Raw genomic sequence first — 23,294 nt, forward strand, 5'->3', positions numbered from 1 at the left:
CTCCTTGCCCGGCCGCGGCGCGCGGGCCCATCCTGAGGGGGAGGACGCGGGTCCGCCCGAGGGAGAGGGCACGGGTCCGCGGGCGTTGACCGGGCGTTGACCGGTCGTTTATCGCGGTGGGGCAGCGTGTGCGGCATGCCGATCAACGACACCGCAGAACGCACCGCCCTCCGCCCCGTCCCGGCCGGCACCGCCCCGTCGGACGGCGAGCTCTCCTGGCAGGAGACCGCCCTGTGCGCGCAGACGGGACCCGAGCTGTTCTTCCCGGAACCCGGGTCCTCCACCCGCGAGGCGAAGATGCTCTGCGGCATCTGCGAGGGCCGTGAGGCGTGCCTGGAGTACGCGCTCGCGCACGACGAGCGGTTCGGCGTGTGGGGCGGCCTCTCCGAGCAGGAGCGGTACGCGCTCAGGCGGCGCGCCGACCGCCGCTGAGCCCGCCGGGCCGGGCCGGGCCCGCCGGCACGTCCCGCCCGCCGGGCGGCACGCCGCCGACGGGCGACGCGCCCCCGCCCGAGCGGGGACCGGGCCGGGCGCCGGCCGGGCCCGGGGGGCCCGGTGCCGTGGCGCGGCCGTCAGCCGGCGGCGCGGGCCGCCATGCGGGCCTTGCGCGCGGCGAGCTTCTCGTCGAACTTGGACGCCTCGGTGTCCAGCCCGTGCATGTAGAGGCCGAGCTCCTCCTGCGCCTTCAGACCCTCCGGGCCGAGCCCGTCGATCTCCAGCACCTTCAGGAAGCGCAGCACCGGCTGCAGCACGTCGTCGTGGTGGATGCGCATGTTGTAGATCTCGCCGATCGCCATCTGCGCCGCCGCCCGCTCGAACCCCGGCATGCCGTGGCCCGGCATGCGGAAGTTCACCACCACGTCCCGTACCGCCTGCATCGTCAGGTCCGGGGCGAGCTCGAAGGCCGCACCCAGCAGGTTGCGGTAGAAGACCATGTGCAGGTTCTCGTCGGTCGCGATGCGCGCCAGCATCCGGTCGCACACCGGGTCGCCCGACTGGTGGCCGGTGTTGCGGTGCGAGATGCGGGTGGCGAGCTCCTGGAAGGCGACGTACGCCACCGAGTGCAGCATCGAGTGGCGGTTGTCCGACTCGAAGCCCTCGCTCATGTGGGCCATCCGGAACTGCTCCAGCTTGTCCGGGTCCACGGCCCGCGAGGCGAGCAGGTAGTCGCGCATGACGATGCCGTGCCTGCCCTCCTCGGCGGTCCAGCGGTGCACCCAGGTGCCCCAGGCGCCGTCCCGGCCGAAGAGCGTGGCGATCTCGTGGTGGTAGCTGGGCAGGTTGTCCTCGGTGAGCAGGTTCACCACCAGGGCGATCCTGCCCACGTCGGACACCTTCGACTGCTGCGGGTCCCACGCCTCGCCGTCCTCGAAGAGGCCGGGGAAGTTCCGGCCGTCGGACCACGGCACGTACTCGTGCGGCATCCAGTCCTTGACGACCTTCAGGTGCCGGTTCAGCTCCTTCTCGACGACCTCTTCCAGCGCGTACAGCAGTCGGGCATCGGTCCAGTCCGCCGAACTGCCGAGGTGGGGAGAGGTGAGGGTCACGTGGGCTCCTGGAAAAGCGATCAATACTTACGGGCTCGTAGGTTACGAGACCGTAGGTTAAGCGCGCCGTAAGCCCGCCGCCAAGCCCGTGCGGAGAACCGGCCGATCACCTTCCGTCATGCGCCGAGGTCACACCGTCCAGCGACACCTCCCGTGTGATGCCGATCGCGTCCAGGAACGGCACGTCGTGGCTGGCCACGAGCAGCGCCCCCTCGTACGCCTCCAGCGCGTCGACGAGACTGCGCACGCTCGCCGTGTCGAGGTTGTTCGTCGGCTCGTCCAGCAGCAGGAGCTGCGGCGCGGGCTCGGCCAGCAGCAGCGCCGCCAGCGTCGCCCGGAACCGCTCGCCGCCCGACAGCGTCCCCGCCGGCTGGTCGGCCTTCGCCCCCCGGAACAGGAACCGGGCCAGGCGCGCCCTGATCCGGTTCACGGAGGCGTCCGGGGCGAAGCGCGCCACGTTCTCCACGACGGTCAGCCCGTCGTCCAGGACGTCGAGCCGCTGCGGCAGGAAGCGCAGCGGTACCCGCGCCACCGCCTCGCCCTCCAGCGGCTCCAGCTCCCCGGCGACGGTCCGCAGCAGCGTCGTCTTGCCCGAGCCGTTGCGCCCCACCAGGGCGACCCGCTCGGGCCCGCGCACCGCCGACTCGCCGTCCAGCCGCGCCCCGTGCCGCAGGACCAGGTCCCGCAGCAGGAGGACGTTCCGCCCCGGGGGGACGGCGGTGTACGGCAGCTCCACGCGGATCGCGTCGTCGTCCCGTACGGCCTCCTCCGCCTCGCCCAGCCGCTCCCGTGCCTGCTCCAGCCGCTTGGCGTGGACGGCGCGGTGCTTGCCCGCAGACACCTCGGCGGCCCGCTTGCGCGCCCCGACGAGGATCGGCGGCAGGTTCTCGGCGGTCTTCTGCCCGTACTTCTTCCGCTTGGCCAGCTTGACCTGCGCCTCGGCGAGTTCCCGCCGCTGCCGGCGCACGTCGGACTCGGCGGAGCGGACCATCCGCTCGGCCGCCTCCTGCTCGGCGGCCACCGCCTCCTCGTACGCCGAGTAGGGCCCGCCGTACCAGCTGACGCCGCCCTCGCGCAGCTCGGCGATCCGGTCGACGCGCTCCAGCAGCTCCCGGTCGTGGCTGACCACGACGAGGACGCCCGGCCAGGCGTCGACGGCGGCGTACGGCCGGCGGCGGCCGCGCAGGTCGAGGTTGTTGGTCGGCTCGTCCAGCAGCAGCACCGCGGGGCGGGCCAGCAGCAGGGCGGCGAGCCGCAGCAGCACGCACTCGCCGCCCGAGACCTCGCCGGTGGTCCGGTCCAGGCCGATGCCGTCCAGGCCGAGCTGGTCGAGCGCGGCGCGCGCCCGCTCCTCCACGTCCCAGTCGTCGCCGACCGCCGTGAAGTGCTCCTCGCGCACGTCGCCCGACTCGATGGCGTGCAGGGCGGCCCGCGTGCGGGCGATGCCGAGGGCCTCGTCGACCCGCAGGCCGGTGTCGAGCGTGGCGTCCTGCGGGAGGTAGCCGATCTCGCCCGCGGCGCGGACCGTCCCGCCGGCCGGGGCGAGCTCGCCGGCCAGCAGCCGCAGCAGGGTCGACTTGCCGGAGCCGTTGCGGCCGACGAGGCCGGTGCGACCCGGACCGAAGCCCAGGTTCAGCCCGTCGAACAGGGGCGTGCCGTCCGGCCACGCGAAGGACAGGGCGGAGCAGGCGAGCGCGGGGGAAGGGGAAGGGTGTGCCATGAGCGTCTCCCGGTTGCGTGGAGGGGGTGGGGGCAACGGGTGAGACACCGGTGGGGCGACCGGGGAGGCGGGAACGGTCTGGTCGACCGGACCGACCGGCCCGCGCGGGGCGCGGGACGGGCGGGCGGGACGGGCTCGTACGCCGAGGTCGCACACGGCGGCGCGCACGGCGCGGGAACGCGCTTCGTGCGGCGGCACGGTGTCTCAGGACCTCAGACGAGCAATGTCCTACTCCGATCGACGGCTACAGGGCCGAGAGGAACGCTAGAGCGGGAGTCGGCCGGGCGGCAACGGGTTTTCCCCGCCGGGCGCGCGGCTCAGTACGCGTCGCGCAGGAGCCGCGCGAGGCGGCCGTCCAGGTCCAGGTGGAGGTGTTCGCGGCCGGCCGGCACCAGGTCCAGCGCCCGCCGCAGGAAGTCGCGCAGCTCACCGGTGCGCAGGTGGATCACGGCGACGCCCTCGCAGGCGTGGAACTCCACGACGGTCCGGCCGTGTCCGTAGGGCCGCACCCGTACGTCGCCCAGGCCCGCCGGCCCCTCCAGGCCCGCGGCGAGCAGCTCGCGGGAGAACTCCCACACGACCTCCACGCCCTCCAGCGTCGCCGCGGCGGGGAAGGTCATGCGCACGGTGTACGGGTCGGCGCACGCGTAGCCGAGGACGGCCGGGACGACGTCCATGCAGGGCGCGGACGCGACGAGGCGGGCTTCCACGGCCTGTTCGATGACGGCGGACACGTCCGGCTCCCCTGCTCGTTCTCCCTCTCACCGGGAAGGACGACGGATTCCGTCGCCGCGTGCACTCCGGTCCGTTGTGAGGTGCGTCACAAGGGGTGGCGGTCTGGACGCGGCGGGCGGCGGGCAGTACGGTCCGGCGCCATGACAGCCATGGGGAAGACGAGACGCCGGGTTTCATTGGTGCTGTGCGGGGCGGTCGTGGCGGCGACGGCCCTGGTGGCCGGCCCGGCGGCGCACGCCCGGGGAACCGCGCCGGCGCCGGCCCCCGAAGCGGGCGCGACGACGGCGGTGCCCGGCTGGCAGCCGGTCGGGACGGGGACGACCGCCCGCTTCCGCGGCCTGGCGGCGGTGAGCCGGCACACGGCGTGGGTCGCCGGCTCCGCGGGCACCGTCCTGCGCACCTCCGACGGCGGGCGCAGCTGGCGCGACGTCTCCCCGCCCGGCGCGGGAGCACTGGAGTTCAGGGACGTCGAGGCGTTCGACGGGCGCCGCGCGGTGGTCCTGGCGATCGGGGAGGGCGAGGCGTCCCGGATCCTGCGCACCGACGACGGCGGCGCCACCTGGACCGAGACCTTCCGCAACCCCGACCCGCGCGCCTTCTACGACTGCGTGACCTTCTTCGACCGGCGCCACGGCCTGGCCATGAGCGACCCCGTCGACGGCCGGTTCCGGATCCTGTCCACCGCCGACGGCGGGCGCAGCTGGCGGGTCCTGCCCGGCGCGGGGATGCCCGCGGCGCTCCCCGGGGAGGCCGGGTTCGCCGCCGGCGGCCAGTGCCTCGTCAGCGCCGGGCCGCGCGACGTCTGGCTGGCGACCGGCGGCGGAGCCGCCGGACGCGTCCTGCACTCCGCTGACCGGGGCCTGACCTGGACGGTCACCGAGACGGGGATACCGGCCGGCGACGCCGCCCGCGGCGTGTTCGGCCTCGCCTTCCGCGACCGCGCCCACGGCATCGCGGTCGGCGGCGACTACCGCGCCGACCAGCCCTCGCCCCGCGCCGCCGCCGTCACCCGAGACGGCGGCCGCACCTGGCGCACGGCAGCCACGCCCCCGCCCGCGTACCGTTCCTCCGTGGCGTGGCTGCCGCACAGCCGCACCGCCGCCCTCGCCGTCGGCCCGACCGGCACGGACCTCACCACGGACGGCGGGCGGACCTGGCGGACCGTCGACACGGGCTCGTACGACACCGTGGACTGCACCCCGGACGGCGCCTGCTGGGCGTCGGGCGCCCAGGGCCGCGCCGCACGGCTCACCCTGCGCGCGGGATGACGCGCGCCCCATCTCCCTACGGTGACCCGCGCCTCACCTCCGCGCCGGCCGAGGCGCACGCCCCCGGCATCCGCTGGCTAGGCTGACGGCACTATGACGATCATCGAAACGCCCGCCGGCTGGCCCGCCGACGAGGAGGAGGCCCTGGCCGTCCAGGACGCGCTGCGCGCCCGCGTGGTGCGGGACGAGCCGGGGCCCGCTCCCGGCACCGGCCTCGTGACCGGTGTCGACGTGGCGTACGACGACGAGCGCGACCTCGTCGTCGCCGCGGCCGTCGTGCTGGACGCCCGCACCCTCGACGTCGTCGAGGAGGCGACCGCCGTCGGCCGGGTCTCCTTCCCGTACGTCCCCGGCCTCCTCGCCTTCCGCGAGCTGCCCGCCGTCCTCGCCGCCCTGGACGCCCTCGCGGCCGAGCCCGGCCTCGTCGTCTGCGACGGCTACGGGCTCGCCCACCCGCGCCGCTTCGGCCTCGCCAGCCACCTCGGCGTCCTCACCGGGCTGCCGGCCGTGGGTGTGGCGAAGAACCCGTTCACCTTCACCCACGAGGACCCGGCACCCCGTCGCGGCTCCACCGCGCCGCTCCTCGCCGGTACGGAGGAGGTGGGGCGGGCCCTGCGGACGAGGGACGGCGTCAAGCCGGTCTTCGTCTCCGTCGGGCACCGCGTCACGCTCGACGCCGCCTGCGCCCACACCCTGGCGCTGACGCCCCGCTACCGGCTCCCCGAGACCACCCGGCACGCCGACGCGCTGTGCCGCCGGGCGCTGCGGGAGGCCACCGCGGGGCAGGGGAGCGCCGCATGATCGGCCGGCTCCAGTGCGTCGTCCTCGACTGCCCCGAGCCGCGGGCCCTGGCCGCCTTCTACCAGGGCCTGCTCGGCGGCGACGTCGACCGCCCGGACGGGCGCTGGTCCCTGGACGAGGAGTGGGCGACCCTCCACCTCGACGACGGCCGGGTGCTCGCCTTCCAGCGCGCCGACCCGTACGAGCCGCCGCGCTGGCCCGACCCGCGCCGGCCCCAGCAGTTCCACCTCGACGTGGGCGTCACCGACCTGGGGGCGGCGCGCGACGCGGCGGTGGCGCTGGGCGCCGAGGTCCTCGACGCGGGCGGGCCGCACCGGGGCTGGATCGTCTGCGCGGACCCGGCCGGCCACCCGTTCTGCCTCGTACGTGAGTGACGGGGGCGACCGCCGGGCCCGGGGCGCGGCGGCCCGTGCGGCGTCCCCGTGCCCGGCTGGGAGCGGGCGGCAACCGACCCCGCCCCAGGGGGTGTCTCGTCGATCGTGCCGGGCTCCCGGCGTCCGGTGTCGCGCCTCGCCGCGTTGTCGCCGGTCGCCGATGCTCCGCCTCGCGCCGCACGACACCGGACGCCGCTCGCCGATCCGGCCTGATCGACAAGACACCCCCTAGCGCGCGTCGGCGACCCTGAACCGGATCCCCGCCGTACGCAGCCGCTCCAGCAGCGCGTCACCCATCGCGACCGCCGTCGTCACCTGCCCCGCGACCGGCGGCAGTCCGCCGTCGAAGGCGAGGCACAGGGCGGACTCGGCGAGCATCTTCGCTGTCTCGTCGTACCCCGGGTCGCCGCCCGACACCTCCGTGCACACCCGGCGCCCGCCGCCCTCCCCGACGAAGCGGACCCGGAACCAGCTGCGCCGCCGCCGCTCCGCGTCCGGGCCGCTGCCCGGCGCGTAGCGCTCCGTCAGCCACCGGCGGGCCGGCGGCACCTGCGCCAGCGCCAGGCCGGCGCCCACGGCGGCCACCCCGCCCAGCGCCATCGGCAGCGTCCGCACCGCCGCGTAGTGCCGGTAGCGGAAGTCGGGGCCGTACTCGGGCAGCGCCGCCGCCGACCGCGCCACGACCCTCGGGTCCAGCGTCGGCAGCGGCAGCGCCCACGCGCCCGTCTCGCGGCTGAACCGCGGCCCGGCCAGCGGCGCCCGGGCCCGCCGCTCCACCTGTCGCGGCTCGTGCAGGCGCCGCTCCCGCGCGGCCCGCGCCATCTGCCGGCCGCGCCCCATCGCGGTGAGCGCCGAGGCGAGCGTGCCGCCGGAGAAGAGCGCGTCGGTCCGGACGAACCCGTCGACCCGCAGCGGCACGTCCCGCGGCAGCCGCCGCACCGTGTAGTACACGCCCAGGTCGTGGGGGACCGAGTCGAAGCCGCACGCGTGCACCAGCCGCGCACCCGTCTCCCGGGCCCGCGCGTCGTGACGTACGTACATCAGGTCGACGAACTCGGGTTCACCCGTCAGATCGACGTAGTCCGTCCCCGCGGCCGCGCACGCCGCGACGAGCGGTTCGCCGTACCAGACGTACGGGCCGACTGTCGTGGCGACGACCCGCGCCGACCCCGCGAGGTCGCGCAGCGCGGCCGGGTCGGCGGCGTCCGCCACCAGCAGCGGCAGCTCCGCGCAGCCGGGGTGGTCCGTGGCGAGGCGGTCGCGCAGCCGCGCGAGCTTCTCCCGCGACCGCCCGGCCAGCGCCCACCGGCACCCGGCCGGCGCGTGCGCCGCGAGGTAGCGGGCGGTCAGCTCCCCCACGAAGCCGGTCGCCCCGTAGAGCACCACGTCGTACGCCCGTGCCGTGCCGTCCCGCGTGTCCATCAGGTCCTCCGCCGCTGCTCTGGTGCGCTGCTGTAAGGAGGCAGAGGCTAGTGGCTGTCCCGTCGGGGCCGCGCGGCCGGTGCGGGACGCGCCGGAAGGGGGTTGTGCGCGGTGGAACACGTTCTTAACATCGTCACTGTTACAGCGGTAGTGTCACAGAGGCGTGGCGAGGGGACCGGATGACGGCGACGACGGGGAGCGGCCCGCTCGGCGGGGTGCGCGTGGTGGAGCTGGCCGGCATCGGGCCGGGGCCGTTCGCGGCGATGCTCCTCGCCGACCTGGGGGCCGACGTCGTCCGCGTCGACCGGCCGGGCGGCGCGGGCCTGGGCATCGACCCGGCGTACGACCTCACCAACCGCAACAAGCGCTCCGTCCTCCTGGACCTCAAGGCCGCCGACGGCCCGGCGCGCCTCCTCGACCTCGTCGCCCGCGCGGACGTCCTCATCGAGGGCTACCGGCCGGGCGTCGCCGAACGCCTCGGTGTCGGCCCCGACGAGTGCCTCGCCCGCAACCCCCGGCTCGTCTACGGCCGGATGACCGGCTGGGGCCAGGACGGGCCGCTCGCCCGGCGCGCCGGACACGACGTCTCCTACATCGCCGTCACCGGCACCCTCTCCCTCTTCGGCAGGCCGGACGAGCCGCCCACCGTCCCCGCCAACCTGGTCGGCGACTACGCGGGCGGCTCCCTGTACCTCGTCGTCGGCGTCCTCGCCGCCCTGCACCACGCGCGCTCCGAGGGCGGCACCGGCCAGGTCGTCGACGCGGCCGTCGCCGACGGCGCCGCCCACCTCGCCACGATGATCCACGCCATGCTGGCGGCCGGCGCCTGGCAGGACCGGCGCGGCAGCAACCTCCTGGACGGCGGCTGCCCCTTCTACGGCACATACGAGACCGCCGACGGCGCCCACATGGCGGTCGGGGCACTGGAGCAGCGCTTCTACGACGTGTTCACCCGGGTCCTCGGGCTCGACGACGCGACGGCGGCGGCCCGCCACGAACCGGCCCGCTGGGACGAGCTGCGCACCGCGGTCGCCGCCCGGTTCGCCACCCGCACCAGGGAGGAGTGGACGGCGCTCTTCGAGGACACCGACGCCTGCGTCGCCCCCGTCCTCACCCTGCGCGAGGCCCCCGCCCACCCGCACCTGGCCGCCCGCGGCACGTTCACCGAGCACGCCGGGCTCACCCAGCCCGCGCCCGCGCCCCGCTTCTCGGCGACCCCGGCCTCCGTACGCCGCCCGCCCGCGCGACCGGGCGCGGACGCCGAGGAGGTCGCCCGCGACTGGGACCTCCCGGCCCTCGCCACCGGCGACGCGGACACCGGCGGCCCGGGCGGCACCGCCGACACCCGCACCGCCGACACCGAAACCGCCGACACCCGCACCGCGGGCAGCCGCGCCGTCAGCCCCGTCAGCCCAGACAGCCCCGACAGGAGGCCCCGTTGAAGCGCCGGATCTTCAGCGCCGAGCACGACGCGTTCCGCGAGACCGTCCGCACCTTCCTCGCCAAGGAGGTCCTGCCGCACTACGCGCGGTGGGAGGAGGACGGCGTCGTCGCGCGCGACGCCTGGCGCGCCGCCGGCCGCCAGGGCCTGCTGGGCCTCGCCGTACCCGAGGAGTACGGGGGCGGCGGCACCCCCGACTTCCGCTACAGCGCCGTCCTCGCCGAGGAGTTCGCCCGCGCCGGCGCGCCCGGCCTCGCCGTGGGGCTGCACAACGACATCATCGGCCCGTACCTGACCGGGCTCGCCACCGACGAGCAGAAGCGCCGCTGGCTCCCCGGCTTCTGCACCGGCGAGACGATCACCGCCATCGCCATGACCGAGCCTGGCGCCGGCTCCGACCTCCAGGGCATCCGCACCACCGCCGAGGACCGCGGCGACCACTTCCTCCTCAACGGTTCCAAGACCTTCATCTCCAACGGCATCCTCGCCGACCTCGTCGTCGTGGTCGCGAGGACCACGCCGGAGGGCGGGGCGCACGGACTGTCCCTACTCGTCGTCGAACGCGGCACACCCGGATTCGAACGCGGCCGCAACCTCGACAAGATTGGCCAGAAGTCCCAAGACACCGCCGAGCTGTTCTTCCACGACGTCCGCGTCCCGAAGGGGAACCTCCTCGGCGAGCGCGACGGCGCCTTCGTCCACCTCATGACCCACCTCGCCCAGGAGCGCCTGACCATCGCCGTCGCCGCGGCGGCCGGCGCCGAGCACCTCCTGGAGACCACCAGCGCCTACGTCAAGGAGCGCGAGGCGTTCGGCAGGCCGCTCGCCAGGCTCCAGCACGTCCGCTTCGAGATCGCCGAGATGGCCACCGAGTGCGCCGTCACCCGCTCCTTCGTCGACCGCTGCATCGAGGAGCACACCGGCGGCAGGCTCGACGCCGTCCACGCCTCGATGGCCAAGTGGTGGGCGACCGAGCTGCAGAAGCGGGTCGCGGACCGCTGCCTGCAACTCCACGGCGGGTACGGCTACATGAGCGAGTACCCGATCGCCCGCGCCTTCACCGACGGCCGGATCCAGACCATCTACGGCGGCACGACCGAGATCATGAAGGAGATCATCGGCCGCTCGCTGCTCGGCTGACCCACTCCACCCCGTGATGCGACGACCACCGCGACGCGAAAGGCCCGACCTGTGACCACCGAAGCGTTCGTCTACGAAGCGATCCGCACCCCCCGGGGCCGCGGCAAGGCCAACGGCTCCCTGCACGGCACCAAGCCCATCGACCTCGTCGTCGGCCTCATCCACGAGCTGCGCGACCGGCTCCCGGACCTCGACCCGGCCGCCGTCGACGACATCGTCCTCGGCGTCGTCTCCCCGCTCGGCGACCAGGGCTCCGACATCGCCAAGATCGCGGCCATCGCCGCCGGACTGCCGGACACGGTCGCCGGCGTCCAGTCGAACCGCTACTGCGCCTCCGGCCTCGACGCGGTCAACACCGCCGCCATGAAGGTCCGCTCCGGCTGGGAGGACCTCGTCCTCGCGGGCGGCGTCGAGTCGATGTCCCGCGTGCCGATGGGCTCCGACGGCGGCGCGTGGATGTCCGACCCCATGACCAACCACACCACCCGCTTCGTCCCCCAGGGCATCAGCGCCGACCTCATCGCCACCGTCGAGGGCTTCTCCCGGCGGGACGTCGACGAGTACGCCGCCCTCTCCCAGGAACGCGCCGCCACCGCGTGGAAGGAGGGCCGCTTCGACCGGTCCGTCGTCCCCGTCAAGGACCGCAACGGCCTCGTCGTCCTCGACCACGACGAGCACCTGCGCCCCGGCACCACCGCCGACAGCCTCGCCGCGCTCAAGCCCTCCTTCGCCGACATCGGCGACCTGGGCGGCTTCGACGCCGTCGCCCTCCAGAAGTACCACTGGGTCGAGCGGATCGACCACGTCCACCACGCGGGCAACTCCTCCGGCATCGTCGACGGTGCCGCCCTCGTCGCCGTCGGCACCCGCGAGGTCGGCGAGCGGTACGGGCTGACGCCGCGCGCCCGGATCGTCTCCGCCGCCGTCTCCGGCTCCGAGCCGACCATCATGCTCACCGGGCCCGCCCCCGCCAGCCGCAAGGCGCTGGCCAAGGCCGGTCTCACCGTCGACGACATCGACCTCGTCGAGATCAACGAGGCGTTCGCCGCGGTCGTGCTGCGCTTCGCCCGCGACATGGGCCTGCCCCTCGACCGGATCAACGTCAACGGCGGCGCCATCGCCCTCGGCCACCCCCTCGGCGCGACCGGCGCGATGATCCTCGGCACCCTCGTCGACGAACTCGAACGCCAGGGCAAGCGGTACGGCCTCGCCACCCTCTGCGTCGGCGGCGGCATGGGCGTCGCCACCGTCGTCGAGCGCCTCTGACCTCCGCCGCCTGACGCCCCGCCCGCACCCCGTTACGGAGAAGCATCCATGACCGCCCTGCCGACGCGTTCCACCATCCGCTGGGAACAGGACGACACCGGTGTCGTCACGCTCGTCCTCGACGACCCGGAGCAGTCCGCCAACACCATGAACCAGGCGTTCCGCGAGTCGATCGCCGCGGTCGCCGAACGGGCCGAGGCCGAACGGGACTCCATCCGCGGCATCGTCTACACCTCCGCGAAGAAGACGTTCTTCGCCGGCGGCGACCTGAAGGACATGATGCGGGCCGGCCCGGCCGACGCCCGGCGGATCTTCGACGCCACCACCGACGTCAAGCGCTCGCTGCGGCGCATCGAGACCCTCGGCAAGCCCGTCGTCGCCGCCATCAACGGCGCGGCGCTCGGCGGCGGCTACGAGATCGCCCTCGCCTCCCACCACCGGATCGCCCTGGACGCGCCCGGCTCGAAGATCGGCCTGCCCGAGGTCACGCTCGGCCTGCTGCCCGGGGGCGGCGGCGTCGTCCGCACCGTCCGCCTCATGGGGATCGCCGACGCGCTGCTGAAGGTCCTCCTCCAGGGCCGGCAGTACCCGCCCCGGCGCGCCCTGGACAACGGCCTGGTCCACGAGGTCGTCGACTCGCCCGAGGCCATGCTCGCCCGGGCCCGCGCCTTCATCGACGCCCACCCGGAGTCGCGTCAGCCGTGGGACGTCCCCGGGTACCGGATCCCCGGCGGCACCCCGGCGCAGCGGAAGTTCGCGGCGAACCTGCCGGCCTTCCCGGCGAACCTGCGCAAGCAGCTGAACGGCGCCCCCTACCCGGCGCCCCGCAACATCCTCGCCGCCGCCGTCGAGGGCTCCCAGGTCGACTTCGACAACGCCTGCGTCATCGAGTCCCGCTACTTCACGGAACTCGTCACCGGGCAGACCGCGAAGAACATGATGCAGGCGTTCTTCTTCGACCTCCAGGCCGTCAACGCCGGACGGAGCCGCCCCCGGGGAGTGGAGCCCGGCACGGTCCGCAGGGCCGCCGTCCTGGGCGCCGGGATGATGGGCGCGGGCATCGCCTACGCCTGCGCGAAGGCGGGCATCGAGGTGGTCCTCAAGGACGTCTCCGCCGAGGCCGCCGCCAAGGGCAAGGCCTACTCCGAGAAGCTCTGCGCGAAGGCGGTCGAGCGGGGCCGGACCACCCGGGAGAAGGCGGACGCGCTGCTCGCCCGCATCCACCCGACGGCCGACGCCGCGGACCTCGCCGGGTGCGACGCCGTCATCGAGGCGGTGTTCGAGGACACGGCCCTGAAGCACAAGGTGTTCCAGGAGGTCCAGGACGTCGTCGCGCCCGACGCCCTGCTGTGCTCCAACACCTCCACGCTGCCGATCACCGTCCTCGCCGAGGGAGTGGAGCGGCAGGCCGACTTCGTGGGCCTGCACTTCTTCTCACCGGTCGACAAGATGCCGCTCGTGGAGATCGTCCGGGGCGGGCGGACCGGCGACGAGGCCCTGGCCCGCGCCTTCGACCTGGTCCGGCAGATCTCCAAGACGCCGGTCGTCGTCAACGACTCGCGCGGGTTCTTCACCTCCCGGGTGATCGGCCGGTTCCTGAACGAGGGCGTCGCGATGGTGGGGGAGGGCGTCGAGCCGGCCTCCGTCGAGCAGGCGGCGGCCCAGGCCGGCTACCCGGCCAAGGTGCTCTCGCTGATGGACGAGCTGACACTGACGCTGCCCCGCCGCATCCGCGCCGAGACGCGCCGCGCCGTGGAGGAGGCGGGCGGCACCTGGACCGCGCACCCGGCGGAGGCCGTCGTGGACCGCATGGTCGACGAGTTCGGCCGCACGGGCCGCGGCGGCGGAGCCGGCTTCTACGACTACGACGCGGAGGGAAACCGCACCGGCCTGTGGCCCGGGCTGCGCGAGCACTTCACCCGCGCCGGCACGGAGGTCCCCTTCGAGGACATGAAGGAGCGGATGCTCTTCTCCGAGGCGCTCGACGCGGTGCGCTGCCTGGAGGAGGGGGTCCTGACCTCGGTCGCCGACGCCAACATCGGCTCCGTCATGGGCATCGGCTTCCCCGCCTGGACCGGCGGCGTCCTGCAGTACGTCAACGGCTACGAGGGCGGCCTGCCCGGCTTCACGGCGCGGGCGCGGGAGCTGGCCGCGCGGTACGGCGAGCGGTTCGAGCCGCCGGCGCTCCTGGTGGCGAAGGCGGAGCGGGGCGAGACGTTCACGGACTGACCCGCCGGCCGGGCCCGCGCGGGAGCGGGCCCGGCCCCCCCGACCGGGCGCGAGCGGTCACTCCGGCGCGCGGAAGGCGGCCCGCAGCTCCTCGGTGAGCGACCGCTGGAAGGCGGTGACCAGCGCCTGCACCACGAGCGGCTGCATGTGGGCGGAGAGCGACTTCATCGCCCGCACGTGCTGCGGGTCCTCGGGGTCGGCCTCCCGCTCCCGGTAGGGGCTCCACACCTCGTCGCGGAAGAGCCGGGTCAGTTGGTGCGCCGCCTCGCGCGTGTGCTCCACCAGCACGGCGCGGGCGGCCACGATCGTGGCGTGCGGGATCGGCACGTCGAGCAGCTGCACGCCGAGGCGCAGCAGCCCGAGGTCGACGCGCAGGGTCCCGTCCTCGTCGGGGCCGCTCAGCACGTCCATCGCGGCCAGCAGGTCCATGTCGGCGTCGGTCAGCGTGCGCCCGGCCCGCCGCTCCAGTTCGGCGCGGGTCAACCGCTCCACGGAGTCCGGCGCCCAGGTCGCCACCAGCGCCCGGTGGATCGCCAGGTCGTGCGCGTCCACGTCGGGCGGCAGCTGCTCCAGGTACCGCTCGATCGCGGCGAGCGTCATGCCCTGGCGCTGCAACTCCTCGATCAGGGCCAGCCGCGCGAGGTGCTCGGGCCCGTACCGCCCCACCCGGCGGGGGCCGAGGACGGGGGGCGGGAGGAGTCCGCGCGTGCCGTAGAAGCGGATCGTGCGGACGGTGACGCCGGCCCGGGCGGCCAGCTCGTCCACGGTGAACGCCGGCTGCTGCGTCTCGGTCGCCACGGGCCCTCGCTTCTCCACTGGTGTCGCACTGCTGCAACAGTATTGCTGTCGCACCACCGCTGTGAAACCCCGCTGGGCGGGGCGCGGTCAGCGGGAGCCGGGGCCGGGGCCGACGGCGGGGGCGATCATGAGCAGTACCGCCGAGGGGAGGAAGAAGAACATCCCGGCCATGGCTCCGACGAAGCCCCACACCGCGAGGGCGAACCCGAGCAGGGCGCACGTCCAGGCGAAGGCCCGTCGGTGGCGCAGGAGCAGGAGCGGTACCGCGACGGGCAGGGCGGTGACGAGGAAGAGGCCGCCGAGGTCGGCGTCGAAGCCCAGGACGAGCGCGGGTAGGGTCGCCAGTGCGGCCAGGACCGCGACGAACAGCTGGATTCCGTGTACCCGCCGCGGCCGTCCGTCCAATGCGGTGTCCATGGTGTGTGCCCCCGGTCTCCGTAGTATTTGAACACGTTCAACGTACCCCATGGCGGGCGTCCTGAAAATCCGTTGCCCCGCCCGCCCCGCGGTGGTCGGCTGCGCCCATGGACGAGGAAGCGGTACGCGCGCTGTACGACCGGTGGATGCGGCGGGAGGCCAGGCCCGACGGGCCGGGGTGCCGCGTGGAGCGGGCGGGGGAGGTGGTCCGGCAGACGGGCCCCGCCGAGGCGTGGAACGGCGTGCTGTGGAGCGGCCTGACCGCCGGGACGGCGGACCGGGCCGTCGAGGAGCAGATCCGCCACTACACCGCCCTCGGCCGGGACTTCGAGTGGAAGCTGTACGCCCACGACGAGCCGGCCGACCTCGGTGACCGGCTCGAAGCCGCCGGGTTCCGGGCGGAGCCCCGCGAGGCGCTGATGGTCACCGGGACGGCCGGTGCCGCCACCGCCGCCGCGCCGCCCGACGGCGTGCGGATCCTCCCGGTCACCGACGCGGCCGGGATGGACCTCGTGGCGGAGGCGCACGAGGGCGCGTTCGGCACGGACGGCACGCTGCTGCGCCGGCGCCTGCTGGCGCAGCTCCGGGACCGGCCGGACACGCTCGCCGTCGTGGTCGCCGTGGCGGAGGGCCGGCCGGTCAGCTCGGCCCGCGTGGAGATGCTCCCCGGCGTGCCCTTCGCCGGCCTGTGGGGCGGCGGCACCGTACCGGAGTGGCGCGGCAGGGGCGTCTACCGCGCCCTCGTGGCCCACCGCGCCCGGGTGGCCGCGGCCCGAGGATACGACTGGCTGCAGGTCGACGCCTCCGCCGACAGCCGCCCCATCCTCCACCGCCTCGGCTTCACCACCCTGTCCACCACCACCCCGTACGTGTACGGGCCCTGACGCCCGCGGCCACGTGTGCGGGTGCGCCGCCGGGACCGGCCGCCCGCCCCGGCTACCGGCCCCGGCTACCGGCCCCGGCGGCCGGTCCCGGCCGGGACGGTGAGCAGCACCAGGCCCGCGGCCAGGGCGGCCAACCCGCACCAGGAGAGCGCCGGCAGGCGTTCACCGAGCACGGTGACGCCCAGGACCGCGGCGACGGCCGGCTCGGGCAGGGTCAGCGTCGTGGCCACCGACGCGGGGGTGCGGCGCAGCCCGTGCCCGTAGAGCCGGTAGGTGAGGTAGACGGTGAACAGGGCCAGGTACCCGGCCACCGCCGCGCCGCGCGCCGTCGCGAGCCACCGCACGTCCACGGCGAGGACGAGCGGCGACACGAGCAGCCCGGCCGCGCCGAACAGCACGCCCATCACCGCGCCGGAGGGCCGCCCGCGGCTGATGAGCCCGGCCGCCACCAGGGCGTAGACGGCGTACGACAGCCCGGCGCACGCGGCCAGCGCCACGCCCGTCGGGTCCACCGGCGTGGCCCCGGCGGTGAGCGAGGGGCCGAGCACCAGGAGGGCGCAGCCCAGGACGGCGGTCGCGGTGGCTCCCGTCCAGCGGGCGGTGGGCCGGACCCCTCGGGTGGCCCAGGAGAGCAGTCCGGCGAAGACGGGCGCGCTGCCCAGCGCGATCACGGTGGCCACCGCCACCCCGGTCCTGGCGGTCGCGGGGTAGAAGGTGACGGGGTACCCGGCCACCGCGAGCGCGCCCAGGGCGAGCAGCCGCCGTTCGCGGGGCGTGCAGGCGGCGGGCAGCGAGCGGGCGCCCTTCGCGGTGAGGAAGAGCAGGATGCCGCCGAGGACCAGACCGGCGCAGCCGATGGTCGCGGGTGACGCGCCGGCCGGGGCGAAGGACGCGGCGGTCCCGGTGCTGCCCCACAGGACGGCGGCGCCGAGGATGGGCGCGGGGCCGTCGAGGAGGGTGGTGCGGGAGGGGCGCGAGCCGGCGGTCGCCGGGCGCGCGGCAGTCAGGGGGGTCGTGCGGTTCGGCACTGTCGTGGTCTTCCGTCGTCGAATGCGTCAGTGGACTGATCCGAAACGGGCGCACGACAGGAACCCCGGACCGCCCTGCGGGTCGGTCGGGGACGGAGGTTCAGAGCCTTCGGTGTCCGCGCCCGGTCAGGCGCAGAGCGGCGGCAGCACGACGTGCCAGTAGGTGTTCACGGGCCGATGCTATCCCCGGGGCGGGACCGGTACGGCGGGTGGGGGGAATCAATCCTCCCGCCAAGATCGTTCCTCCGGTATGCAACGGCACCCTGACGACACGTCCGTACGCCCCCTCACCGACGCCGACGTCCCGACGGCGGTCGACACCCTCGCGCGGGCCTTCGCCGACTACCCCTACACGCGGCACGTGATCGCCGCGGAGGACCACGAGGAGCGGATCCGCCGCTTCCAGGAACTGTGCCTGACCCGCGTCGGCATGGTGTACGGGCGTGTCTGGGTCGCCGACGGGGGCCGGGCCGTCGCCGTCTGGACCACCCCCGACGGGGACCCGTCGCCCGCCTTCACCGAGCTGGGCCCCCTGCTCGGCGACCTCGCCGGCGACCGGGCGGCCGCCCACGAGTCCGCGGAGCGGGCCGTCGCGCCGCACCGGCCGCGCGAGCCGGCCTGGTTCCTCGACACGGTGGCGGTGGCCCCCGAGGCCCAGGGGCGGGGACTCGGCAGCGCGGTGCTGGCCCCCGGCATCGAGGCGGCCGCACGGGCCGGACACCCGGTGTTCCTGGAGACCTCCAGCGAGCGGAACGTGTCCTTCTACGAGCGCCTCGGCTTCAGGGTCACGGCGGACATCGTCCTCCCCGACGCCGGCCCCCGCACCTGGTGCATGCGCCGGGACCCCCGCCCGACCCGTTGACCGTCGACCTCACGCCCCGGCGCGGCCCTCCTACACCAGGCCCGGCCCGGGACGCGTCCGCCGGACCGTCCAGCAGCGATGAGTTCGGGCAGCGGATCGGGTCTGCCCTGTATGACGCGCACCATCGCCGACATCTCCGTCTCTCTCGACGGCTTCGTCACCGGACCCGACCCCGGCCCGGACAACGGTCTGGGCACCGGTGGCGAGGCCCTGCACACCTGGGCGTTCTCCGACGACCCCGACGACCGCCGGGTCCTGCGCGAGGGGACCGCCCGCTCGGGCGCCGTCGTCCTCGGCCGCCGCCTCTTCGACGTGGTCGACGGACCGGAGGGCTGGGACGACACCTGCGGCTACGGCGCCGGCGAGGTCGGCAGGCCCGCGTTCGTCGTCGTGACGAGCGTGCCGCCGGATTCGGTGCGGACCACCGGCCTCGACTGGACGTTCGTCACGACCGGTCTGCCCGACGCGGTCGCCGCCGCCCGCGAGCGAGCCGAGGCGGCGTCGGCATCCGGCGGCAAGGACCTCGACGTCGTCCTCATGGGCGGCGGCGCCACGATCGCCTCGGCGCTCGACGCCGGGCTGGTCGACGTGCTGACGCTGCACCTCGCACCCGTCGTGCTGGGCGCCGGGACACCGCTGTTCACCGGCGGAGCGCCACGCACCCTGGTGCAGCGGGGCGTGCTCCCGACATCGACCGCGACCCACCTCACCTACGACCTCTCCCGGTGATCCGATGACCACTGTCCACGCCAACGGGACCGCCCTCGGCATCGAGTCGTTCGGTGCGGAGGACGCGCCGCTCGTCCTGCTCGCGGGCGGGACGACGATGCTCTCCTGGCCCGACGCGCTGTGCGAGCGCCTCGCCGCCGGCGGACGCCGCGCGGTGCGCTACGACCTGCGCGACAGCGGCGAGTCGACGACGGACGATCCGGGGTCGCCCGCCTACACCCTGCGCGACCTCGCCGCCGACGCGGCGGCCCTCGTCGACGCGCTCGGCGGGGGGCCCGCGCACCTCGCGGGGATCGGCGTCGGCGGGATGGTCGCCCAGGTGGCCGCGCTGGACCATCCGGGCGCGTTCTCGGCGCTCACCCTGGTCGGCACCCGCGCGGTGGCCCCCGGCCCGCCCGACGACGACCTCCCCGACCACGACCAGGCGACGATGGGCCGGCTGTTCACCCGTCCGCTGCCCGACTGGGCCGACCGCGAGGCGGTCGCGGAGTTCGCCGCCGTCGGCGCGGAGATCCTCGGCGACGACCCCGCCGCCGCGCGCGCGGTCGCCGCGCGCGTCTGGGACCGCACACCCGGCACGTCGCCACCGGTCCAGACGGCCAACCAGCTGGGCATGGTCTTCTCCCGCCTCGACTGCGCACCCCGCTGGCGCGAGCGCCTGCCCGGGATCGAGGTCCCCGCGCTCGTGGTGCACGGCCGCCGCGACCCGTTCTTCCCCGTCGGCAACGGCGAGGCGATCGCGCGCGCGATCCCCGGGGCACGGCTGCTCGTCCTGGAGGAGGCCGCCACGGCGATCCCCGACGCGGCGGTCGGCGAGGTCGCCGAGGCGATGCTCACGCTCGGGTAGGTGACGGCGGGCGCCGCGCGGGCCCGGCCTCCGCGCGGCAGCGGACGTGGCGGACCCGACCGGGCCGACCGCCCGGCGCCCGGCGGCGGCCGGAGCCCGACGGCGGCCGGAGGCCGAGCCCGGCCGGACGACCGGCCGGTCGTCCGGGCCGGTCGGCCGGTACGGGTCAGGAGGCCGCGTACCCCGTCACCGGATAGTGGTCGGAGAGGTTGGTGTACGTGTACGCGCGGCCCCAACTCGACACCGTCCACGGCGCGCTGCGCTCCGCGAGGACGTGGTTCGTCCACCCCGCCGGACGGGCGTGGCCCGCCCGGTGCAGGACGTGGTCGAGGTCCTCGCGCGGGTCGTCCGGGTAGCGCTCCGCCGCGATGGAGTTCTCCGCCGTGTCGAACGAGTACGGGTGCCCCGTGCGGGCGTCCGCGCCCGCCAGTCCGGCGTCGGCGAGCATCGTCGCGTACTCCGGCGTCCGCGTGTCGACGTTCAGGTCGCCCGCCACGACGACCTGCTCGGAGGCCGGGATCGCCTTCGCGTCCAGGAAGGCGTCCATCGCCTTGAACTGCCGCGAGCGCACCCGGGCCGCCTCGCCCGCCGCGCAGCCGGGATCCGTCGACTGGGCGTGCGTGCCGACGACGTGGACGCGCGAGCCGCCGACGTCGAGGACCACGTAGACGAAGCCCTTGTTGGAGTACCAGTCCGCGCCGCACGCGTCCTTGTAGACGTACTGCTCCTTGCGGACGATCGGCCACTTGCTGAGCACCGCCACCCCGCCGTCCTCCGGCGTGGTCGACGAGTACGAGCCGCCCGTCGCGTCCCACCCGGAGGTGCCCCGGCCCATGACGGGCGTCTGGTGCGGGTACTGCGCGGAGGCGTCGCGGCGCAGCGCGTCCGACGAGGTGTTGTCGAACGCCTCCTGGACGACGACCACGTCGTTGCCCTGGAAGAACGGTGCCGCCGGTATGGCCTTGGCCCGGTGGTCCTGCCCCCAGTTGGGGTACAGGGCCCGGTTGAAGAGGAAGGCGTTGTACGTGAGGACCTTGAGGCGCGGCGTCGCCTCGGGAGCGGCGGCCGCCTGCGGGGCCGCGGCGGTCAGCGACAGCGCGGCGAGCGCGGCGGAGACCGCGCCCGCCAGGACGGCGCGCGGCGCGCGGCGCGGAGCGGGACGCGCGACGGGCGGGCCGGCGGGGCGCGGCGCGGACGCACGGGCGGGGCGCGGCACGGAGGGGTGGGCGGGACGCGGCACGGGGACTCCCGGAGGGCGTGGGGGCGGGTCTCGGCGCGGCACATCAAAGCAGCCGCGGTTACCCTCCGGTAGATCCCGGGTGGAGGAGATCTTGCGGAGACCCGGCGGGCCGGAGAACCCTCCCGTCCGGGGCCACCGGGGCCCCGGAACCGCTCCTACCGCCACCGCTCGCATACTGGAGGTCCACCCGGCGGACACCGAACGGACCTGGAGCGACACCCATGACGAGACCCCCCGCACCCCCGCAGCCGCCGCCCCCGGGCGGGGTCCTGTGGAGCCTCGCGGGGGACGTCAGGGGCCTGCTCATGCTGCCCGCCGCCCTCGCCCTCCAGGTCGCCCACCCGGCCGTCGGCGCCGGCGTCGACGAGCACTCCGTGTTCCGCACCGACCCCTGGGGCCGAGGGGAGCGCTCCCTGCGCTCGCTCCAGCTGTGGGTGTACGGCGGGGAGGCCGCCGCGGAGGAGGGGCGCCGCCTGCGCCGGCTGCACTCGGCGATCTCGGGCACGGACACCCGCGGCCGCCCGTACCACGCGCTGCGGCCCGAGACCTACGCCTGGGTCCACGCCACCGGCTTCCCCGTCCAGCACCACGCCCTGCGCTACCTGGTGCGGCCCATGACCCCCCGGCAGGAGCGGCAGCTGTACGCCGAGTGGCTGCGGGTGGGGCGGATCCTCGGCATCCGCGACCGCGACATGCCGCAGACCGTCGAGGAGTTCTGGCCGTACTACCGCCGGATGCTCGCCGAGGAGGTCGAGTGCACCGCCGTCGTGCGTGACCTGGTGGCCACCGGCGACCCGCTCCCGCCGCCCGACCGCGGGCCCCTGCCGCTGCGGCTGCTCCTGCGCGCCCTGTGGCCCCTGGTGTGGCCGCCCCTCGCCCGCTTCCGCGCCTTCGTCACCGTCGGGTTCCTGCCGCCCGAGGCGCGCGCGGCGATCGGCCTGGAGTGGTCGGAGGCCCAGGAGCGGCGGCTGCGCCGCTTCTCCCGGGTCGTGCGGGCGGTGGTGCCCGCACTCCCCGAGCGGCTGCGCTACCTGCCGCTCGCCCGCCGGGCCCACCGCGCCCACCGGCGCCGCCGGCCCGCCGGCCCGCCGGTTCCGCTCACCGCGGCAGACCGCCCCGCGCGATGACGTCCCGGTACCAGCGGGCGCTGTCCTTCGGCGTGCGCCGCTGCGACGCGAAGTCGACGTGGACGATGCCGAACCGCTTTCCGTACCCGTACGCCCACTCGAAGTTGTCCAGCAGCGACCACAGGAAGTACCCGCGCACGTCGACGCCGTCCGCGAGCGCCCGGTGCACGGCCGCCAGGTGCTGGTGCAGGTAGGCCACCCGCTCGGGGTCGTGGACCTGGCCCGACGGGTCGGCGTAGTCGTCGTACGCCGCGCCGTTCTCGGTGACCATCAGCGGGACGTGCGGGAGCTCGTCGCGCAGCCGCGTCAGCAGCTCGTGCAGCCCGTCCGCGTCCACCGGCCAGTCCATGGCCGTGCGCGGTCCCGGCGCGGGTTCGAACCGCACGTGCCGCTCCGCGCCCGGCCAGGGCGAGGGGCCCTCGTGGGTGCCGGCCGCGACGACCGTGGGGGAGTAGTAGTTGATGCCCAGCGAGTCGACCGGCGCCGACGCCACCGCCAGGTCGCCGTCCCGGACGAACGACCAGTCCGTCAGCTCCGCGGTGTCCGCGACCAGGTCCTCGGGCAGCCGGCCGTGGAACACCGGGTCCAGGAAGACGCGGTTGCCGAGCGCGTCGACGCGGCGGACCGCGTCCCGGTCCGCCGCCGACCCGGTCAGCGGCCGCACCGCGTGCAGGTTCAGCGTCAGCGACACCTCGGTCGACGCGGGCAGCGCCGCCCGCAGCGCCGCCACGGCGAGCCCGTGCGCCAGGTTGAAGTGGTGGGCGGCCCGCAGGGACGCGGCCGGGTCGGTACGGCCCGGGGCGTGCACGCCGGAGGCGTAGCCGAGGAACGCGGCGCACCACGGCTCGTTCAGCGTCGTCCAGGTGGCGACCCGGTCACCGAGGGCGCCGGCCACGAGTGAGGCGTACTCGCCGAACCGCTCGGCGGTCTCCCGGTGCGGCCAGCCGCCGGCGTCCTCCAACTCCTGCGGCAGGTCCCAGTGGTACAGCGTGGCGACGGGCCGGATGCCCGCCGCGCGCAGCTCGTCGACGAGCCGCCGGTAGAAGTCGAGGCCCTTCTGGGCGGCCGGTCCCCGCCCGGTGGGCTGCACCCGGGGCCAGGCGACGGAGAACCGGTAGTCGGTGACGCCGAGGTCGCGCATGAGGGCGACGTCCTCGGCCATCCGGTGGTAGTGGTCGGCGGCGATGTCCCCGGTGTCGCCGTTGCGGACCTTGCCGGGGGTGCGGCTGAAGGTGTCCCAGATGGACGGGGTGCGGCCGTCCTCGGCCGCGGCGCCCTCGATCTGGTAGGCGGCGGTGGCCGTGCCCCAGCGGAACCCGGTGGGGAAGGCGGGCCCCGTCAGCGGGCGGGGCCGAGCGTCGACAGCGGTCATGAGGGGGGAACTCCCGGAGGTGGTGTGAGGTGGGCGCCGGCGGAGCG

The 23,294-nt window shown here is 75.4% G+C and carries 22 protein-coding genes; 13 read left to right on the forward strand and 9 right to left on the reverse strand.

Annotation, left to right across the window (positions count from 1 at the left end):
* The first annotated feature begins 135 nt into the window (after positions 1 to 135).
* Positions 136 to 432 carry a WhiB family transcriptional regulator gene (locus LPA54_RS04135; protein WP_228973795.1) on the forward strand — a complete coding sequence of 99 codons (297 nt, stop codon included), beginning with the start codon at positions 136 to 138 and terminating at the stop codon, positions 430 to 432.
* 140 nt (positions 433 to 572) lie between these two features.
* On the opposite strand, the gene LPA54_RS04140 is transcribed toward LPA54_RS04135, so the two are convergent.
* The 3 genes from LPA54_RS04140 to LPA54_RS04150 all read right to left on the reverse strand — a co-directional run bounded on the left by LPA54_RS04140 (position 573) and on the right by LPA54_RS04150 (position 4,001).
* Complete coding sequence (locus LPA54_RS04140) at positions 573 to 1,547, reverse strand: acyl-ACP desaturase (protein ID WP_228973797.1); 975 nt, start codon at positions 1,545 to 1,547, stop codon at positions 573 to 575.
* A gap of 106 nt (positions 1,548 to 1,653) precedes the next feature.
* Positions 1,654 to 3,267: an ABC-F family ATP-binding cassette domain-containing protein gene (locus LPA54_RS04145; RefSeq protein ID WP_228973799.1), complete on the reverse strand. Its 1,614-nt coding sequence runs from the start codon at positions 3,265 to 3,267 to the stop codon at positions 1,654 to 1,656.
* A 317-nt stretch (positions 3,268 to 3,584) separates the two neighbouring features.
* Entirely contained in the window at positions 3,585 to 4,001 is a 417-nt protein-coding gene (locus LPA54_RS04150; protein WP_228973801.1) for an SsgA family sporulation/cell division regulator, read from the reverse strand.
* Between the two features lie 141 nt (positions 4,002 to 4,142).
* Here LPA54_RS04150 and LPA54_RS04155 point away from each other — a divergent pair, with 141 nt between their 5' ends.
* From LPA54_RS04155 to LPA54_RS04165, 3 genes are all read left to right on the forward strand, one after another.
* Positions 4,143 to 5,270 carry an oxidoreductase gene (locus tag LPA54_RS04155; protein ID WP_228973803.1) on the forward strand — a complete coding sequence of 376 codons (1,128 nt, stop codon included), beginning with the start codon at positions 4,143 to 4,145 and terminating at the stop codon, positions 5,268 to 5,270.
* Positions 5,271 to 5,363: 93 nt separating this feature from the next.
* Positions 5,364 to 6,071, forward strand: coding sequence for an endonuclease V (locus LPA54_RS04160; protein ID WP_228973805.1), 708 nt, complete (start codon positions 5,364 to 5,366; stop codon positions 6,069 to 6,071).
* A complete protein-coding gene (locus LPA54_RS04165; RefSeq protein WP_228973807.1) occupies positions 6,068 to 6,445 on the forward strand; it encodes a VOC family protein in 378 nt (125 codons plus the stop codon). Before LPA54_RS04160 ends, LPA54_RS04165 begins: the two co-directional genes overlap by 4 nt.
* 228 nt (positions 6,446 to 6,673) lie before the next feature.
* On the opposite strand, the gene LPA54_RS04170 is transcribed toward LPA54_RS04165, so the two are convergent.
* On the reverse strand, positions 6,674 to 7,867 hold the full coding sequence (locus LPA54_RS04170; RefSeq protein WP_228973808.1) for a trans-acting enoyl reductase family protein: 1,194 nt from the start codon (positions 7,865 to 7,867) through the stop codon (positions 6,674 to 6,676).
* A gap of 179 nt (positions 7,868 to 8,046) precedes the next feature.
* Here LPA54_RS04170 and LPA54_RS04175 point away from each other — a divergent pair, with 179 nt between their 5' ends.
* From LPA54_RS04175 to LPA54_RS04190, 4 genes are read left to right on the forward strand one after another with little or no spacing between them, the layout of a single operon-like run.
* On the forward strand, positions 8,047 to 9,309 hold the full coding sequence (locus LPA54_RS04175) for a CaiB/BaiF CoA-transferase family protein (RefSeq protein WP_228973810.1): 1,263 nt from the start codon (positions 8,047 to 8,049) through the stop codon (positions 9,307 to 9,309).
* The gene (locus LPA54_RS04180; protein ID WP_228973811.1) at positions 9,306 to 10,448 is read left to right on the forward strand and encodes an acyl-CoA dehydrogenase family protein; all 1,143 of its coding nucleotides are present in this window, start codon (positions 9,306 to 9,308) and stop codon (positions 10,446 to 10,448) included. The genes LPA54_RS04175 and LPA54_RS04180 overlap by 4 nt, the downstream gene beginning before the upstream one ends.
* A gap of 51 nt (positions 10,449 to 10,499) precedes the next feature.
* Positions 10,500 to 11,714, forward strand: a complete 1,215-nt coding sequence (locus tag LPA54_RS04185; RefSeq protein WP_228973813.1) for an acetyl-CoA C-acetyltransferase — start codon at positions 10,500 to 10,502, stop codon at positions 11,712 to 11,714.
* A 48-nt stretch (positions 11,715 to 11,762) separates the two neighbouring features.
* Positions 11,763 to 13,943 carry a 3-hydroxyacyl-CoA dehydrogenase NAD-binding domain-containing protein gene (locus LPA54_RS04190; protein WP_306806454.1) on the forward strand — a complete coding sequence of 727 codons (2,181 nt, stop codon included), beginning with the start codon at positions 11,763 to 11,765 and terminating at the stop codon, positions 13,941 to 13,943.
* A gap of 57 nt (positions 13,944 to 14,000) precedes the next feature.
* On the opposite strand, the gene LPA54_RS04195 is transcribed toward LPA54_RS04190, so the two are convergent.
* Both LPA54_RS04195 and LPA54_RS04200 read right to left on the reverse strand, forming a co-directional pair.
* A complete protein-coding gene (locus LPA54_RS04195; protein ID WP_228973814.1) occupies positions 14,001 to 14,741 on the reverse strand; it encodes a MerR family transcriptional regulator in 741 nt (246 codons plus the stop codon).
* Positions 14,742 to 14,828: 87 nt separating this feature from the next.
* A complete protein-coding gene (locus tag LPA54_RS04200; protein ID WP_228973817.1) occupies positions 14,829 to 15,158 on the reverse strand; it encodes a hypothetical protein in 330 nt (109 codons plus the stop codon).
* A gap of 107 nt (positions 15,159 to 15,265) precedes the next feature.
* On the opposite strand from LPA54_RS04200, the gene LPA54_RS04205 reads away from it, so the two are divergent.
* The gene (locus LPA54_RS04205) at positions 15,266 to 16,042 is read left to right on the forward strand and encodes a GNAT family N-acetyltransferase (RefSeq protein ID WP_228973819.1); all 777 of its coding nucleotides are present in this window, start codon (positions 15,266 to 15,268) and stop codon (positions 16,040 to 16,042) included.
* A 65-nt stretch (positions 16,043 to 16,107) separates the two neighbouring features.
* On the opposite strand, the gene LPA54_RS04210 is transcribed toward LPA54_RS04205, so the two are convergent.
* Positions 16,108 to 17,070: a DMT family transporter gene (locus LPA54_RS04210; protein ID WP_228973821.1), complete on the reverse strand. Its 963-nt coding sequence runs from the start codon at positions 17,068 to 17,070 to the stop codon at positions 16,108 to 16,110.
* 250 nt (positions 17,071 to 17,320) lie between these two features.
* On the opposite strand from LPA54_RS04210, the gene LPA54_RS04215 reads away from it, so the two are divergent.
* From LPA54_RS04215 to LPA54_RS04225, 3 genes are all read left to right on the forward strand, one after another.
* Positions 17,321 to 17,932: a GNAT family N-acetyltransferase gene (locus LPA54_RS04215; protein WP_228973823.1), complete on the forward strand. Its 612-nt coding sequence runs from the start codon at positions 17,321 to 17,323 to the stop codon at positions 17,930 to 17,932.
* A gap of 111 nt (positions 17,933 to 18,043) precedes the next feature.
* Entirely contained in the window at positions 18,044 to 18,661 is a 618-nt protein-coding gene (locus tag LPA54_RS04220) for a dihydrofolate reductase family protein (protein WP_228973824.1), read from the forward strand.
* Positions 18,662 to 18,665: 4 nt separating this feature from the next.
* Entirely contained in the window at positions 18,666 to 19,508 is an 843-nt protein-coding gene (locus LPA54_RS04225) for an alpha/beta fold hydrolase (RefSeq protein ID WP_228973826.1), read from the forward strand.
* Positions 19,509 to 19,674: 166 nt separating this feature from the next.
* Here LPA54_RS04225 and sph read toward each other — a convergent pair whose 3' ends face one another.
* A complete protein-coding gene (sph, locus tag LPA54_RS04230) occupies positions 19,675 to 20,637 on the reverse strand; it encodes a sphingomyelin phosphodiesterase (protein WP_228973945.1) in 963 nt (320 codons plus the stop codon).
* A 332-nt stretch (positions 20,638 to 20,969) separates the two neighbouring features.
* Here sph and LPA54_RS04235 point away from each other — a divergent pair, with 332 nt between their 5' ends.
* Entirely contained in the window at positions 20,970 to 21,875 is a 906-nt protein-coding gene (locus LPA54_RS04235; protein ID WP_228973828.1) for an oxygenase MpaB family protein, read from the forward strand.
* Here the strand turns inward: LPA54_RS04235 and LPA54_RS04240 are convergent.
* On the reverse strand, positions 21,847 to 23,247 hold the full coding sequence (locus LPA54_RS04240) for a GH1 family beta-glucosidase (RefSeq protein ID WP_228973830.1): 1,401 nt from the start codon (positions 23,245 to 23,247) through the stop codon (positions 21,847 to 21,849). The two genes, LPA54_RS04235 and LPA54_RS04240, sit on opposite strands and share 29 nt — an antisense overlap.
* Positions 23,248 to 23,294: the final 47 nt, after the last annotated feature.

The sequence above is a fragment of the Streptomyces sp. DH12 genome, assembly GCF_020873895.1.
In the GTDB taxonomy this organism is placed as follows: Bacteria; Actinomycetota; Actinomycetes; order Streptomycetales; family Streptomycetaceae; genus Streptomyces.